The following is a 14,640-nucleotide window of genomic DNA, read 5'->3' on the forward strand; positions in this document are numbered from 1 at the left end:
GCAGCCCCGGCACGACGTTAGAGCATCGGTGCGGGGCCCCGGGAGCGAACAGATGTCCTACCGCGCGGCGCGGCGCAGGACGCGCAGGGAGCCGGTCACCGAGACCTCCTCGAAGCCCTCGGCCAGCGCCCGCAGGTACACCCGGTACGGGGCCTGGCCGCCGTCCGCCGGGTCGGGGAACACGTCGTGCACCACCAGCAGGCCCTCCGGCGCCAGGTGCGGCACCCAGCCCTCGTAGTCGCCGGTCGCGTGCTCGTCGGTGTGCCCGCCGTCGATGAACACCAGGCCCAGCGGGCGCCCCCACAGCGCGGCGATCCGCGGCGAGCGGCCGACCAGCGCCACCACGTGCTCCTCCAGCCCGGCGGCGTGCAGGGCGCGGCGGAACCGCGGCAGGGTGTCCATCAGCCCGACCTCGGGGTCGACCAGGGTCGGGTCGTGGTACTCCCAGCCGGGCTGCTGCTCCTCCGAGCCGCGGTGGTGGTCGACGGTCAGCGCGACCGTCCCCGCCTCCCGGGCCGCCGCCGCGAGCAGGATCGCCGAGCGGCCGCAGTAGGTGCCGATCTCCAGCACCGGCAGCCCGGTGGTCCGGGCCGCCTCCACCGCCGCCGCGTACAGCGCGAGCCCCTCGTCCACCGGCATGAACCCGGTGGCCTCCTCGAACGCCGCCAGCACCTCGGGTGCCGGCTCGGCGCTCAGCAGCAGGTCGGACATGCGGTGCTCCTCGGGGGGTCGGGACGCGGGCGGACGTGCACGGACCCTACTCGACGGTAGCGGTAGCGGCGCCGCCGGGGCGGCCGGCGCCGACCGGTGCCGTGCGTCGCTCGGGCGGCGGTCAGCCCGCGAGCAGGTCGGCGGCGATCCGGGCGCGGTGCGGGGCCAGCTCGGCGGCGATCGCCCCGACCTCGGCGGGGGTGGCGGTGACGGCCGCCGGCCGGGCCTCGGCGCGCTCGACCAGGGCGATCCGCAGGTGGGTCGGAGGGTGGGTGGAGTCCACGGCGGCGTGGTCACGGGCGCTGAGCCGCAGCAGGCGCTCGTGCTCGGTGGCGGGGACGGAGCCGAGGTGCTCGCGCAGCCGCTCCCAGAGCAGTTCCGGGGCGGGCGGCTTCGGCCGCTCGGACTGTTCGGGCTGTTCTGGCTGCTCCGGGCCCCGGCCCCGGCCGCGGCGGACCGTCCGGGGGCGCCGGCGCTCCTCGGCGCGGATCCGGCCCACGGCGGTGCACACCGGGCCGAACAGCAGGAGCGTCGCGAGCATCCCGCCGGCCGCCTCGCTGCCGCCGACCCGGACGGCGAGGGCGTCCGCGCGGTACTCGGCCTGCTGCCCGGCGCGGGAGGTGAGCCGGTCGAACAGGTAGAGGCCCTGGAGCAGCAGCCAGGCGACGGCCCGCAGGACGACCGCGCCGACCAGCGCGCCGATCCGGATCAGCAGCGAGAGCTCGTCGCCGTGCGCGCGGCCCGGCCGGTCGGGCCGGACCATGCCGTACCAGGCCGCGAGCGCCGAGACCGCGCTGTGCAGCCAGAGCGAGCGGCGGTGGTCGCCGTTGACGTGGTGGCCGAACTCGTGGCCGAGCAGGGCGATCCGCTGCCGGTCGTCCAGCACCTCCCAGAACGGCAGGCCCAGTTCGAGGACGGGACGGCGGCGCAGCCCGACCAGCCCGTAGGAGGCGTTGAACTCGTCGGTGACCCGGATGACGGCCACCGGCGCGGCACCCAGCTCGGCGGCCACCCGGTCCGCCAGCCCGTACAGGGCCGGGGCCGAGGCGCGGTCGAGGACGTTCTGGTCGCGCGGCACCCGGCCGAGCCGGGGCCGCAGCGCGACCGCGACCACCAGCGCCACCACGCCCGCGCAGCGCTGCACCGTGCTCCCGGTGACGAGCAGCCAGACCGCCAGGCAGAGCAGGCCGACGGTGACCAGGTGGACCAGGCCGGCGGCGGCGGAGGCCAGCAGCCAGTCGCGGCGGGCGGTCGGGGAGTCGCCGCCGGCGGCCTGCTCCTCGAACAGCCGGTCGGTGCGGTCGGCCGCCGCCCGCTCGCGCCGGGTGGGCGCGGGAGCGCCGTCCTGACCGGGGGACAGGTTCCAGTCGCAGGCCGGGCACCAGGCGGTGAAGCGCGGGTCGGCGGTCAGCTCGGCGGCGCAGCGGGGGCAGGACGCGCCGTGGGCGGGCTGCTCGGGGGAGGCCGGTGAGGGCGCAGGCGGGGACGTCGGTGAGGACGTCGGAAGGGGTGTCGACACGGTGGTGATCATGGCGTGTCGCAGTGGTGGAAGGACAGTGAATTCGTACAGTTCCGCCGGCCGGTTGTTGTGGAACGCGTTCTAGTCGCGTCGCGCCGCCCGTGCCAGAATCGGCCCGACCGCCGATCCGAGGAACACCAGGCACCCCGGGAGCAGCACCCATGCGCGCAGCCGTCCTGCACAAGACCGGCCAGGAGACCCTCGACGTCCGCGAGGACGTGACGGCCGTGGGCTTCGGGCCGGGCACCGTACGGGTCCGGATGCGCGCCGCCAGCCTCTGCCACTCGGACCTCTCCGCGATGAGCGGCGTCCTGCCGCAGCCCGCGCCGTTCGTCCCCGGGCACGAGGGCGCCGGGGACGTGCTGGAGGTCGGCGAGGGCGTCACCGGCCTCGCCGCCGGCGACCGCGTGGTGCTCTGCTGGATGGCCCCCTGCGGCCGCTGCGACCACTGCCGCCGGGACCGCGGCCACCTCTGCATCGCCAGCCTGCGCGGCCTCGGCGCCCCGGGCTTCCGGATCGCCGAGGGCGGGCTGAGCGCCTCCGGCTTCTACGGCACCGGGGCCTTCGCCGAGGAGGTCGTGGTCGCGGCGAACGCCGTCATCAAGGTGCCCGACGACCTCCCGTACGAGGCCGCCGCGCTGATCGGCTGCGGCGTGACCACGGGCATCGGCGCCGCGGTGAACACCGCCCGGGTCGAGCCCGGCGCCTCCGTCGCGGTGATCGGCGCGGGCGGGGTCGGCGTGGCCACCGTGCAGGGCGCCCGGGTCTGCGGCGCCGGCCGGATCACCGTCGTCGACCCGGTGGCCTCGCGCCGCGAGCGCGCCCTGGCGTTCGGCGCCACCGAGGCGATCGCCCCCGAGGAGCTGAAGGCGACGGCCAAGAAGCTGCCCGGCGGCGGCTTCGACTACGTCTTCGAGGCGGTCGGCCGCGCGGCCACCGTCCGGGCCGGCTACGAGGCCGCCCGGCGCGGCGGCGCGGTGGTCGTCATCGGCGCGGGCGCGCAGGACGACCTCGCGCAGTTCACCATGGGCGAGCTGTTCTTCAACGAGAAGCGCCTGCTGCCCTCGCTCTACGGCGGGGCGACGGTGGCGCGCACCATCGGGCTGGTCGTGGACCTCTGGCGGGCCGGGCGGATCGACCTCGACGGCATGGTCACCCACCGGGTGGGGCTCGCGGACGTCAACGAGGCGATCGCGCAGATGCGGAGCGGCGAGGCGCTGCGGACGGTCGTGACGCTGGGCTGAGGGCGGGCCGCGGCCGGGGCGCTGCTCGGGGCTTCGCACGGAGGCTTCGGGCGGAGGCTTCGGGCAGAGGCTTCGGGAAGGCCGAGGGCCCGCCGGGGGAGTCCGTGCCCTCCCGGCGGGCCCTCGTACGCGGTGCCCTGGTGGTGGTGCGGTCAGCCCAGCGCCCCGGCCGCGCGGTGGCGGCCGTGCGGGTCGGACTCCGGGCTGTCGTCGGCGGCGGAGCCACCGCGGTGGCGGCCGTGCGACGCGGTGTCCTTGGCCGTCTTCTCGTCGGCGTCGGTCCCGGTAACCGCGGGTCCGGTGGTGTCGGTGAGGGTGTCGGACATGAGAATCGTCTTTTCCGTGCGGAGGGTGCAGGTCATCGGCGCCCGGCCGGCGCCGGTGGCGCACGGTCTGGTCCCCGATCGGGCGCCCGGTACGCGCCCGTAGCCGGTGATCGCGGCCCGTGCCCCGGTCACCATAACGGCCGGGACGGACGAGATCCTATCGAGATCATGACGCGAGTCCCGCGCTGGTCCCGGGCCCGGAAGCGGGCCTGCGGCCGACCGGCTCGCGGTGGCGCGGGGACGGCGCCCGGAGACCGCCGGGCCGGGCCGGCGGCCCGCGCCCGCCGTCCGGCGGCGGCAGCCGGGTCCGCCCGCGGTGCGGAACTGATGCGGCGCGCAACGATCATCGGCGATCATCAGTGTCCCCGCGTGCGCGGCGGAGGCCCGTTCGACCCGCTCCTCGGCGTCGGCGTCCGGACGACGGGCCGCCCGGTCCGGCAGCACGGCCGGGGCGGGGGACGGGCAGGTCCGTACCAAGGCCGACAAGTGGCGCCCACCTGCGGAGAGTTCACTCGGATCGCCTAGCGCGGCGTCGAGGCCGTCCGGGGCTGGCGTCTGGGCCTGGCGCCTGGGCTCGGTGCCCGAGCTTGGTGTCCGGGACGGCGCCGGGCGGCGGGTCAGCCCGGGCGGCCGGTCCGCAGGAACGTGGCCAGCAGCTCGTGCAGGACGGCGGCGCCCTCGTCGGCGAGCACCTCGTGCCCGGAGCCGGCCGCCTCGACGTACCGGAAGTCCTCGCCCTCGACCCGGCCGATCCGCAGCAACTCGTGCCGCAGCGAGCGGGACTGGCTCACCGGTACGACCTCGTCCCGGTTGCCGTGCACCACCAGCAGCGGCGCGCTCAGCCGGTGCGCCAGTTGCAGCACGTCGCGCGGTCCGCGGGCGTCGGCGACCTGCTCGCCGCCGCCCAGCCGGGTGGTCAACGCCCGTACGGGGGGCGCGGCTTCGGCCAGCAGCCGGGCGCCGGACAGGAACGGCGCGACCACCGCGCAGCGGGCGACCTGCTCGGCCGGCGCGTGCGAGGCCGCCAGCAGCGCCAGGAAGGCGCCGTAGCTGACCCCGAAGAGGGCCGGCGGCTCCAGGCCGAGGGCGGCACGCTGGCCCGCGATGCCGTCCAGCAGGTACAGGACGTCGTCCAGGTCGGGACCGCCCCAGGCGCCCCGGATGGCCAGCGCGTGCGCCACGCCGTAGCCGGTGGAGCCGCGCTGGTTCGGCGCCACCACCGCCAGGCCCTCGGCGGCCATCCGCTGCAGTGTCGGGTCGAACTCCAGCCGCCAGGCGTCCGCCGGGCCGCCGTGCAGCGCCAGCACCAGGTGCGGGCTGCTCAGCCAGGCGTCCCCGCCGTACACCACGGCCTCCAACGGGCCTGCCGGGCCCGCGAGTTCGAGGCTCTGCGCGGGATGCCAGCGGCCGCCGTCCCCGGGCGGGGTGCTGCCGTCGAGCCGCCAGCCGGGCGGCTCGGTCCGCACCGGGCGCACCCCGCCGGGCTGCCAGGGCAGGATGGTGTCCCGCCACGGGCCCGGCAACCCCGAGGCCAGCGGCGCGAGTTGGAGCGGGAGCGGCGTCGGGCCGGAGACGGGCGGGAGCGGGCCGTGCGTCAGCAGCGTGTCGACGTCGAGGGTGGCCAGCGCCGTCGGGTGGTCGGGCGAGGAGTACGGCACGCGCAGCCCCGCCTCGCCCCAGTGGCCGACCGCGCCGAGCCGCCCGGGCGGGACCGGCAGCGGGTCCAGCCGCCCGGCCGAGGGCCGCCACAGCGCGAGCGCCGAGCCCGCGCCGTGGTCGATCTGCACCGCGACCCGGGGGCCGTCCGCCGCGACCCGCAGGGCGACCGGCCGCAGGAACATGCCCGCGACGTGCAGGCATTCGGGGAAGCGCAGCGGCTCCCCGGCGCCGAGGACGCCCCAGCCGAGCCGGTCGGTGCCGGGCGCGTCGCTGCGCACCATCGCGAACCGGCTGTCCGGGTCGAACAGCACCAGGCGGTCGTTGCTCTGCGGGCCGATCTCCAGCAGGGGGGAGGTGCGGCCGGCGCGCAGGTCGAGCACCACGCTGCGGACCAGGCCCGCGTTCACCCGGTCCAGCGCGAGCAGCGTGCCGGTACGGTCCAGCCAGGTGCCGCCGCCGTGCAACCCCGGGATCTCGGCGACCTGTTCGGGCTCGCTGCCGTCGGTGCGCACCAGCCAGGCGGTGGTCGCCGGACGGGTGTCGCTGCCGAGTGCGACCGCCACCGGCGTCCGCGGGTCGGCCCCGGCCTGGGCGGGGAGCGGCAGGACCCGCAGGCCGGTCATCCGCAGCGAGCCCAACTGCTGTTCCAGGGCGCCGTTCCCGCCGTACGAGAGGCGGACCAGGTCGTGCCGCTCGCCGTCGTGCCGGCAGGTCAGCACCGAGCCGTCCGGCAGTGCGACCAGCTGTGAGCGCAGGCTCTCCGCGCGGTTGCCGGGCAGTGGCAGCGCGGTCGGCACGGCCGGTCCGCCGTCCTGGGGCAGCCGCCAACTCTCCACGTACCAGCCGCTGTCGGCGGAGGAGGCGAGGCAGGCGGCGTGGCTGCCGTCGGCGGCGAAGGTGAAGCTCAGCCGGCGCAGCGTCTGGGTCATGGTTCGGGTGGCCACGTTCATGCTCCGCTCACCCCGGTGGTGCTGGACGGGCCCGCCGGGTCGGAGGGGCCTGTGGTGCCGGACGGGCCCGCGTTGCCGGACGGGTCCACGGCGCCGGGGCGGGCCAGGCCGTCGGCCTGCCCCGGCCGGGCGGCGACCCGGCCGCGGCAGGACGGAGGCCCGGCGATTCGTTCCTGCACCAGGACGGCGGGGTCCTCCTGCCCGATCGGACCGACGGCGGGCGGCACCGGCCCTCGCCCGGCGGGCCGGGCCGTGTGCCGGAAGCCGCCGACGGTGACCTCCCGGTCACCGCCGCCTCCCCGGCCTCCGGCACCGGCCGGTGCCGCCCGCTCCGCCTCCGGCCACGAACCGGCCGCACCCGGTCCGCGGTCCACCGATCCCCTGTCCCCGGCCGTACGCAGCGATGTGCCCGCCCCCATTCGCCACCACATCCCTTCGTCGCGGCCGCCGCCCCCGGTGCCCACTGCTCACGGCACCCGGGGACGGCCCGGCCTGATCGGTTCTTCCGGAAGGGGCGGCGGTACCGCCCCGGTACGGGAGTGCTCACCCGGATCCCGTCCGGCCCGGCACGGCACCGCCCGACTCCTGGTCGTGGCCGCCGCCGGGGCAACTCCTGTTCGCAGAAGTGAAGTTACTTTCGAGCCAACCGAAGCCTCAACGCAGAGCCGGTCACTTCACTCGTAAGGGTGCAAAGGCCTGGTTTCGAACCCGTACGGGAACCCTGCTGTGAGTAACGGACGACCGGCGCGCGGCCGCGTACGGAGCGCGCGGGGCCCGCCGGGCGCCTCTCGTCGCAGATTGACGTGCACCCGTACGCCCCCAGCTCCCCTGTCCGAACGGCCACGAGGCACCGGCCGACGCGGCCGCGACGCGTCGAAGACGGACCGAGGACGTACCGAGGACGGACCGGCGACGGACCGGCGGCGTCGGCCGGTGCCGCAGGCGCGACGCGACCCGGCCGCGACCGTTCCCCCGGCGCCCGGCCGTACGGCCGTACGGCCGAGGCCCGACCGCCCCCGCGCGCACGGTAGTCTCGACAGGTGCCGAAACTGTCCGACGTCATCACCGCGCTCGAAGAGGTCTACCCCCCGCAGTGGGCGGAGTCCTGGGACGCCGTCGGCCTGGTCTGCGGAGACCCTCAGACCGAGGTCAACCGCGTGCTCTTCGCCGTCGACCCCGTCCAGGCGGTCGTCGACGAGGCCGTGGAGTGGGGCGCCGACCTCGTGGTCACCCACCACCCCCTCTACCTGCGCGGCACCACCAGCGTCGCCGCGACCACCTTCAAGGGCCGGGTGGTGCACACGCTGATCACCAACGGCATCGCCCTGCACGTCGCCCACACCAACGCCGACCACGCCGACCCCGGCGTCTCGGACGCGCTCGCCGAGGCGGTGGGCCTGCGGGTGACCGGCCCGCTGGTGCCGGACCCGACCGACCCGCTGGGCCGCCGCGGCACCGGCCGGATCGGCCTGCTGGAGCCCCCGCTGACCCTCTCCGCCTTCGCCGCGCAGGTGGCGGCGGGCCTGCCCGCCACCGCCGCCGGCGTCCGCGTCTCCGGCGACCCGGACCGGCTGGTCAGCCGGGTCGCGGTGTGCGGCGGCTCGGGCGACAGCTTCCTCGCCGACGTCCGGTCGGCCGGCGTGGACGCCTACCTGACCGCCGACCTGCGTCACCACCCGGCCTCCGAGGCCGCGGAGGCGTCGCCCGTCGCGCTGCTCGACGCCGCCCACTGGGCCACCGAGTGGCCCTGGCTCACCCTGGCCGAGCGGGCCCTGCTGGCCGCCGCCGACAAGCGCGGCTGGGCCGTGGAGACCAAGGTCTCCCACCGGGTCACCGACCCGTGGACCGCGCACGCCCCCATGTCCTTCACCGCCTGACCCGATTCACAGGAGCTCTCCGCTTGAACGCCGCGCCCGCCGACCAGAACCGCCTGCTCGACCTCCAGGCCATCGACTCGAAGCTCGACCAGCTGGCCCACCGGCGCCGGAGCCTGCCCGAGCACGCCGAGATCGAGAAGGTCACCGCCGACCACACCGCGCTCAAGGACCTCGTCGTCGCCGCCGAGGCCCAGAAGGGCGACACCGCCCGCGAGCTGACCAAGGCCGAGCAGGACGTCGAGCAGGTCCGCTCCCGTGCCGCCCGCAACCAGCAGCGCCTGGACTCCGGCGCGATCACCTCGCCGAAGGACCTGGAGAACCTCCAGCACGAGATCGGCTCGCTCGCCAAGCGCCAGGGCGACCTGGAGGACGTCGTGCTGGAGATCATGGAGCGCCAGGAGAGCGCCAAGAGCCGGGTCGAGGAGCTGTCCGCCCGCCTGGAGCACTCCACCGTCGTCCTCACCGAGGCCGAGGGCCGCCGCGACGCCGCCTTCGCCGAGATCGACGGGGAGGCCGAGAAGGTCAAGCGCGACCGCGAGACCGTCGCCGCCGTCATCCCGGCCGACCTGCTGAAGGTCTACACCAAGCTGCGCGAGACCCAGGGCGGCGTCGGCGCGGCCCGCCTCTACCAGCGCCGCTGCGAGGGCTGCCGCACCGAGTTCTCGATCACCGAGCTGAACGCCATCAAGGCCGAGCCGGCCGACAAGGTCGTCCGCTGCGAGAACTGCTCGCGGATCCTGGTCCGCACCTCCGACTCGGGCGTCTGATCCGGTGGCGGCGCGCTTCATCGTCGAGGCCGACGGCGGGTCCCGGGGCAACCCGGGGCCGGCCGGCTACGGCGCGGTGGTCCGTGACGGGGACACCGGGCAGATCATCGCCGAAGCCGCCGAGTTCATCGGCCACGCCACCAACAACGTGGCCGAGTACAAGGGACTGATCGCCGGGCTCAAGGCCGCCCGCGACCTGGACCCGGACGCCTCGGTGGACGTCCGGATGGACTCCAAGCTGGTCGTCGAGCAGATGTCCGGGCGCTGGAAGATCAAGCACCCCGACATGCAGCCGCTCGCCGCCGAGGCGCGCACCGTCCTCCCGCGCGCCCGGGTCACGTACACCTGGATCCCGCGCGAGCGGAACAAGGACGCCGACCGGCTGGCCAACGAGGCGATGGACGCGGGCCGCGACGGCCGCCAGTGGGAGCCGAAGCCCAAGGCCGCAGCCGCGGCCGTCGACGAGCCGCCGCTGGAGACCGCCGCCCCCAAGGCCGGCTGGGCCGCCCCCGCCGACCTCGGCACCCCCACCACCTTCGTCCTGCTGCGCCACGGCGAGACCCCGCTCACCCCGGAGAAGCGTTTCTCCGGCAGCGGCGGCAGCGACCCGGAGCTCTCCGACAAGGGCCGCTGGCAGGCCGAGCGGGCCGCCGAGGCACTGGCCGCGCGCGGCAGCGTCCAGGCGGTCGTCGCCTCCCCGATGCTCCGCACCCGGCAGACCGCCGAGACCGTCGCCGCCCGGCTCGGCCTGGAGGTCCGGTACGAGGACGGGCTGCGCGAGGTCGACTTCGGTGCCTGGGAGGGCCTGACCTTCGCCGAGGTGCGGGAGCGCTACCCCGACGACCTGACCGCCTGGCTCGGCTCCGCCAAGGCCAAGCCGACCGGCAGCGGCGAGAGCTTCACCACGCTCACCCACCGGGCCGGCGTCGCCCGGGACAAGATCCTCGCCCGGTACGCGGGGAAGACCGTGCTGGTGGTCTCGCACGTCAGCCCGATCAAGACCCTGGTCCGGCTGGCGCTCGGCGCCCCGCCGGACTCGATGTACCGGATGGAGCTGTCCGCCGCCTCGATCTGCGCCGTCCAGTACTACGCGGACGGCAACGCCTCGGTGCGGCTGCTCAACGACACCTCGCACCTGCGCTAGGGCCCGTCGTCACCGGGGTGCTCAGTGCACCTCGGTGACCACCACGTCCAGCTGCCACGGCTTGCGCGCGGTGCCCTCCGCCGCCAGCTCGACGTGGTGGCCCAGCCCCAGCAGCGCGTCCATCAGCTCACCGGGGGTCTTCGGCTCCGCCCCGGCCGCCAGCAGGTCCCGGACGATCCGCCCCTTGGTCGCCTTGTTGAAGTGGCTGACCACGCTGCGCTTGCCGTTCCGCTCCTGGAGCACCCGGACGGTCGCGGTCCGGGCGGCCACCTCGCCGGCCGGCTTCCAGGCCGCCGCGTACGCGGAACTGCGCAGGTCCAGCACCAGCCCGTCCGCGACCTCGGGGAGCACGGGGGCCATCGCGCTCCGCCAGTACGCCCCGAGCGCCCCCAGCTGCGGGAGCTTGACGCCCATCGAGCAGCGGTAGGACGGAATCCGGTCGGAGATCCGCACGGCGCCCCAGAGACCGGAGAAGACCAGCAGCGAGCGCTCGGCCCGGTCGTACGCGGCGGCGTCCAGGGTGGCCAGGCCGAGGTTGTCGAACAGCACCCCGGTGTACACCTCGCCCGCCGGGCGGGCACCCGCCGTCGGCAGCCCGGCGTTCTTGGCGACCTCGCCGCGCAGACCGGGGGAGAGGCCGAGCACCTCGGAGGCCGCGTCCTCGTCACCCCGGCACAGGCCCACCAGCGCGTCCAGCACCGCGCCGCGCGCCGCCGTCAGCCCCGGCAGCGACAGCCGCTCCAGCGCCACCGGCCCGCCGTCCCCGGACCCGGCCTTGCCCTCCGAGGGCGGCAACAGCACCAGCACAGCGGACTCCTCAACAATCTGTGGCGGACGAACCCCGCAACCCTACTGCGGCCGCCCCGGCCCCCAGCGCCACACAGAGCGGCGAGTAGTACCGCACGTTCAGCCGCCGGAACCGCTCCGAACGCTCACTCACCCGGCCGAACACCACCGGCCCGGCCACCCCGCGCGCCAGCAGCACCCCCGCCACCACCCGCACCCCGGCCCGCCGCAGCCGCCGCGGCCCCACCTGCGGCAGCACCCCGGCCTCCGCCCCCACCAGGTACGCCCCCGCCCCCAGCGCCCCCGCCACCGCCAGGCACGCGCCCACCGGCGGCACCCCCTCACCCTGCCCCACCACGACGTCCGCGAACTCCTCCGCCGACCCCAGCGGCCACGGCGTCACCGCCCACACCGCGTGCAGCGCCCCCGTCGCCCCCAGCGCCGCAGCCACCACACCCCCGGCCACCTTCACCGCACCCATCGCCCAAACCCCCTTCGTGCACGGCCACTTGCCCCCACCGTACGAGTGCTTACGCCGCCCCCGGGCAGAGCCTGGCCCGGAACCGCCCGGCCCCGCTCTACCCTGGCGTGCATGCCTCGCCGAAAACTGCGCGTCAAGGCCGCCGACTCCGCCCGGATCAACACCGAGCTGACCGAGCTCCGCACCCGCCTGGAGGTCCACACCGAGTGGCCGCGGGCCGTGCTCGCCGAGGCGGAGGAGGCGGCCGAGCGCCCCCGGCTGCCGGAGTACGACGCCACCGACCTGCCGCTGTTCACGGTCGACCCGCCCGGCTCCCGCGACCTCGACCAGGCCGTGCACCTCGCCCACCGGCCCGGCGGCGGCTACCGGGTGCACTACGCGATCGCCGACGTCGCCGCCTTCGTCCACCCCGGCGGCGCGATCGACACCGAGGCCCGCCGCCGGGTCGAGACCCTCTACTTCCCCGACCACCGCGTCCCGCTGCACCCCACCCGGATCTCCGAGGACGCCGCCAGCCTGCTGCCCGGCGAGCCCCGCCCGGCCCTGCTCTGGCAGCTGGACCTGGACGCCGACGGCGCCGTCGTCCTCGCCGACCTGCGCCGCGCCCTGGTCCGCTCGCACCGCCGGCTGGACTACGCCGCCGTCGAGCGCGCGGTGGACCTCGGCGGCGCCGACGAGCAGCTCGCCCTGTTCGCGACCGTCGGGCGGCTGCGCGAGGAGCAGGAGCGCGCCCGCGGCGGGATCAGCCTGCCGGTGCCCGAACAGGAGGTCGAGGAGACCCTGCACGGCTACGTCCTCGGCTACCGCGCCCCCGGCCCCGCCGACGGCTGGAACGCCCAGATCTCCCTGCTCACCGGCATGGCCGCGGCCGACCTGATGCTCGACGCGGGCGTCGGCCTGCTGCGCACCCTGCCCGCCGCGCCCGCCACCGGCTACGAGCGGCTGCGCCGGATCGCCGCCGCCCTCGACGTGGACTGGCCGCAGGCCGTCCCGTACCCCGAGCTGATCCGCTCCCTCGACCCGGACATTCCGCTCAACGCCGCCTTCCTCAACGCCTGTACGGGCCTGCTGCGCGGCGCCGGCTACCACGCCTTCGACGAGTCCCGCGGCCTGCCCGCCCCCGCCGAGCCGGAGCACGCCGCGCTCGCCGCCCCGTACGCGCACTGCACCGCGCCGCTGCGCCGCCTCGGCGACCGCTTCGCCCAGGAGGTGTGCGCGGCGGTGGCGGCGGGCGAGGACGTGCCGGAGTGGGTGCGCGAGGCGCTGCCGGCCGTCCCGGCGCTGATGGCGGGCGGGGACCGCCGCGCCGCGGAGGTCGAACGGGCCTGCGTGGACCTGGTGGAGGCGGAGCTGCTCGCGGGCCGGGAGGGCGAGGACTTCGCCGCCGTGGTCATCGACGTGGACGAGCGGCGGCCCGGCTCCGGCACCGTCCAGCTGCGCGACCCGGCCGTCCGGGCCCGCTGCGACACGGCCGCGGACGGGCTGCCGCTCGGCCGGGTGATCGACGTCCGGCTGACGACGGCCGACCCGGCCACCCGGACCGTCCGCTTCACGGCGGTCTAGCGGGCCGCGTCCCCGTGCCACCTGGATTACGCCACCCGCCACCCGGACGCGCGGCTCACCCGCCCCGGCCCGCCCCGCGGTGGGAGGATCGGTCCCGTGCCCGCCCCCCAGCCCCGCGCCGCCGCAGCCGCGCCCGCCCCCGGGCCCGCGCTCGGGCGCCGCCGCCGTCTGCTCGTCCTGGCGATCTGCTGCCTGAGCCTGTTCATCGTCGGCCTCGACAACACCGTGGTGAACATCGCCCTGCCGGTGATCCAGCGGGACCTGGACGCCCCGGCGTCCGGGCTGCAGTGGATCATCGACGCCTACACCCTGGTGCTGGCCTCGCTGCTGATGCTGTTCGGCTCGGTGGCCGACCGCTTCGGCCGCCGCCGGGTGTTCCAGACCGGCCTGGTCTGCTTCGCGCTCGGCTCGCTGCTGTGCAGCCAGGCGCCGAGCCTGGGCTGGCTGGTGGCGTTCCGGGCGCTCCAGGCGGTGGGCGGCTCGATGCTCAACCCGGTGGCGATGTCGATCATCACCAACACCTTCACCGACCCGAAGGAACGGGCCCGGGCGATCGGCGTCTGGGGCGGCGTGGTCGGCATCTCGATGGCGCTCGGCCCGCTGCTCGGCGGCTTCCTGGTGGACGGCGCGGGCTGGCCGTCGATCTTCCTGATCAACGTCCCGGTGGCGCTCGCCGCCATCGCGCTGACCGCCCGCTACGTCCCGGAGTCCCGCGCCCCCCGGCCGCGCCGGCTGGACCCGGTGGGGCAGCTGCTGATGATCGTGCTGCTCGGCTGCGGCACCGCCGCGATCATCGAGGGCCCGGCCAACGGCTGGACCTCCCCGCTGATCCTCACCCTGGCCGCGACCGCGCTGGCCGCGCTGGTCGCCTTCCCGCTCTGGGAGCGGCGGGTGGCCGAGCCGCTGGTGGACCCCCGGTTCTTCGCCAGCGTGCCGTTCACCGGCGCCGCCGTCACCGCGGTCTGCGCGTTCGCCGCGCTCGGCGGCTTCCTCTTCCTCAGCACCCTCTACCTCCAGGACGTCCGGCACTACAGCCCGGTCGAGGCCGGCCTGTGGACGCTGCCGATGGCCGGGATGATGCTGGTCTGCGCGCCGCTGTCCGGACGGATCGTCGCCGGCCGGGGCCCGCGCCTGCCGCTGGTCGCGGCCGGGATCGGCCTCGCCGCGAGCGGGCTGCTGCTCACCCGGCTCGCCGCCGACTCCCCGCCGGCCCTGCTGCTGGTCGCGTACGCGCTGTTCGGCTTCGGCTTCGGCATGGTGAACGCGCCGATCACCAACGCCGCCGTCGCGGGGATGCCGCGCGCCCAGGCTGGCGTGGCGGCGGCGGTCGCCTCGACCAGCCGTCAGGTCGGCCAGTCGCTGGGCGTGGCGGTGATCGGTACGGTCGTCACCGCGGCCGTGGTCGGACCGGTCGCGACCGGTTTCGCCCCGGCCAGCCACGCCGGCTGGTGGATCCTGGTCGGCCTCGGCGGCGCCGTCCTCGCCCTCGGCCTGGCCACCACCACCGCCCGGGCGAGCGCGACGGCGGCCCGGGTGGCCGCCCGCCTCGGCGCCGAGGCACCGGCCGTCCGGTCCGGTGTACGGGAGGCGCCGCCCGAGCGGCTACGATGACC

General features: G+C 76.3%; 13 protein-coding genes. 6 read left to right on the top strand and 7 right to left on the bottom strand.

Annotated features, from left to right (window positions below; translation table 11 throughout):
- Window positions 1-57 precede the first annotated feature (57 nt).
- The gene (locus ACLWS4_RS04250) at window positions 58-711 is read right to left on the bottom strand and encodes a class I SAM-dependent methyltransferase (RefSeq protein ID WP_416873397.1); all 654 of its coding nucleotides are present in this window, start codon (window positions 709-711) and stop codon (window positions 58-60) included.
- A gap of 121 nt (window positions 712-832) precedes the next feature.
- Window positions 833-2,230 (bottom strand): M48 family metallopeptidase, encoded by a 1,398-nt coding sequence (locus tag ACLWS4_RS04255; RefSeq protein ID WP_416873398.1) that lies wholly within the window; start codon window positions 2,228-2,230, stop codon window positions 833-835.
- Window positions 2,231-2,391: 161 nt separating this feature from the next.
- Between ACLWS4_RS04255 and ACLWS4_RS04260 the strand changes: the two genes are divergently transcribed.
- Window positions 2,392-3,474, top strand: coding sequence for an alcohol dehydrogenase catalytic domain-containing protein (locus ACLWS4_RS04260; protein ID WP_416873399.1), 1,083 nt, complete (start codon window positions 2,392-2,394; stop codon window positions 3,472-3,474).
- Between the two features lie 152 nt (window positions 3,475-3,626).
- Here ACLWS4_RS04260 and ACLWS4_RS04265 read toward each other — a convergent pair whose 3' ends face one another.
- The 3 genes from ACLWS4_RS04265 to ACLWS4_RS04275 form a co-directional block, all read right to left on the bottom strand.
- On the bottom strand, window positions 3,627-3,800 hold the full coding sequence (locus tag ACLWS4_RS04265; RefSeq protein WP_158077660.1) for a hypothetical protein: 174 nt from the start codon (window positions 3,798-3,800) through the stop codon (window positions 3,627-3,629).
- Window positions 3,801-4,417: 617 nt separating this feature from the next.
- Window positions 4,418-6,403, bottom strand: coding sequence for an alpha/beta hydrolase family protein (locus tag ACLWS4_RS04270; RefSeq protein ID WP_416873400.1), 1,986 nt, complete (start codon window positions 6,401-6,403; stop codon window positions 4,418-4,420).
- Window positions 6,404-6,405: 2 nt separating this feature from the next.
- Window positions 6,406-6,783, bottom strand: a complete 378-nt coding sequence (locus ACLWS4_RS04275; RefSeq protein WP_416873401.1) for a hypothetical protein — start codon at window positions 6,781-6,783, stop codon at window positions 6,406-6,408.
- A 666-nt stretch (window positions 6,784-7,449) separates the two neighbouring features.
- Between ACLWS4_RS04275 and ACLWS4_RS04280 the strand changes: the two genes are divergently transcribed.
- From ACLWS4_RS04280 to ACLWS4_RS04290, 3 genes are read left to right on the top strand one after another with little or no spacing between them, the layout of a single operon-like run.
- Window positions 7,450-8,286, top strand: coding sequence for a Nif3-like dinuclear metal center hexameric protein (locus ACLWS4_RS04280; protein ID WP_049659175.1), 837 nt, complete (start codon window positions 7,450-7,452; stop codon window positions 8,284-8,286).
- 23 nt (window positions 8,287-8,309) lie between these two features.
- Window positions 8,310-9,053: a zinc ribbon domain-containing protein gene (locus tag ACLWS4_RS04285; RefSeq protein ID WP_049659174.1), complete on the top strand. Its 744-nt coding sequence runs from the start codon at window positions 8,310-8,312 to the stop codon at window positions 9,051-9,053.
- Between the two features lie 4 nt (window positions 9,054-9,057).
- On the top strand, window positions 9,058-10,197 hold the full coding sequence (locus ACLWS4_RS04290; protein ID WP_416873402.1) for a bifunctional RNase H/acid phosphatase: 1,140 nt from the start codon (window positions 9,058-9,060) through the stop codon (window positions 10,195-10,197).
- A 21-nt stretch (window positions 10,198-10,218) separates the two neighbouring features.
- Here ACLWS4_RS04290 and yaaA read toward each other — a convergent pair whose 3' ends face one another.
- Window positions 10,219-11,004 (bottom strand): peroxide stress protein YaaA, encoded by a 786-nt coding sequence (gene yaaA, locus ACLWS4_RS04295; RefSeq protein ID WP_416873403.1) that lies wholly within the window; start codon window positions 11,002-11,004, stop codon window positions 10,219-10,221.
- A gap of 10 nt (window positions 11,005-11,014) precedes the next feature.
- On the bottom strand, window positions 11,015-11,464 hold the full coding sequence (locus tag ACLWS4_RS04300) for a DUF3995 domain-containing protein (protein ID WP_380776483.1): 450 nt from the start codon (window positions 11,462-11,464) through the stop codon (window positions 11,015-11,017).
- Between the two features lie 111 nt (window positions 11,465-11,575).
- On the opposite strand from ACLWS4_RS04300, the gene ACLWS4_RS04305 reads away from it, so the two are divergent.
- The gene (locus ACLWS4_RS04305) at window positions 11,576-13,027 is read left to right on the top strand and encodes an RNB domain-containing ribonuclease (protein WP_416873404.1); all 1,452 of its coding nucleotides are present in this window, start codon (window positions 11,576-11,578) and stop codon (window positions 13,025-13,027) included.
- 96 nt (window positions 13,028-13,123) lie between these two features.
- Complete coding sequence (locus tag ACLWS4_RS04310) at window positions 13,124-14,638, top strand: MFS transporter (protein WP_082346113.1); 1,515 nt, start codon at window positions 13,124-13,126, stop codon at window positions 14,636-14,638.
- The last annotated feature ends 2 nt before the right edge of the window (window positions 14,639-14,640 follow it).

Origin of the sequence: Kitasatospora sp. SC0581 (genome assembly GCF_048159585.1) — a bacterium.
Classification (GTDB): Bacteria; Actinomycetota; Actinomycetes; order Streptomycetales; family Streptomycetaceae; genus Kitasatospora.

Excerpts from the sequence above, each read along its gene's own strand:
- ACLWS4_RS04305 (WP_416873404.1), top strand. The coding sequence starts at position 11,576 with ATGCCTCGCCGAAAACTGCGCGTCAAGGCCGCCGACTCCGCCCGGATC.
- ACLWS4_RS04250 (WP_416873397.1), bottom strand. The coding sequence starts at position 711 with ATGTCCGACCTGCTGCTGAGCGCCGAGCCGGCACCCGAGGTGCTGGCG.
- ACLWS4_RS04260 (WP_416873399.1), top strand. The coding sequence starts at position 2,392 with ATGCGCGCAGCCGTCCTGCACAAGACCGGCCAGGAGACCCTCGACGTC.
- ACLWS4_RS04265 (WP_158077660.1), bottom strand. The coding sequence starts at position 3,800 with ATGTCCGACACCCTCACCGACACCACCGGACCCGCGGTTACCGGGACC.
- ACLWS4_RS04300 (WP_380776483.1), bottom strand. The coding sequence starts at position 11,464 with ATGGGTGCGGTGAAGGTGGCCGGGGGTGTGGTGGCTGCGGCGCTGGGG.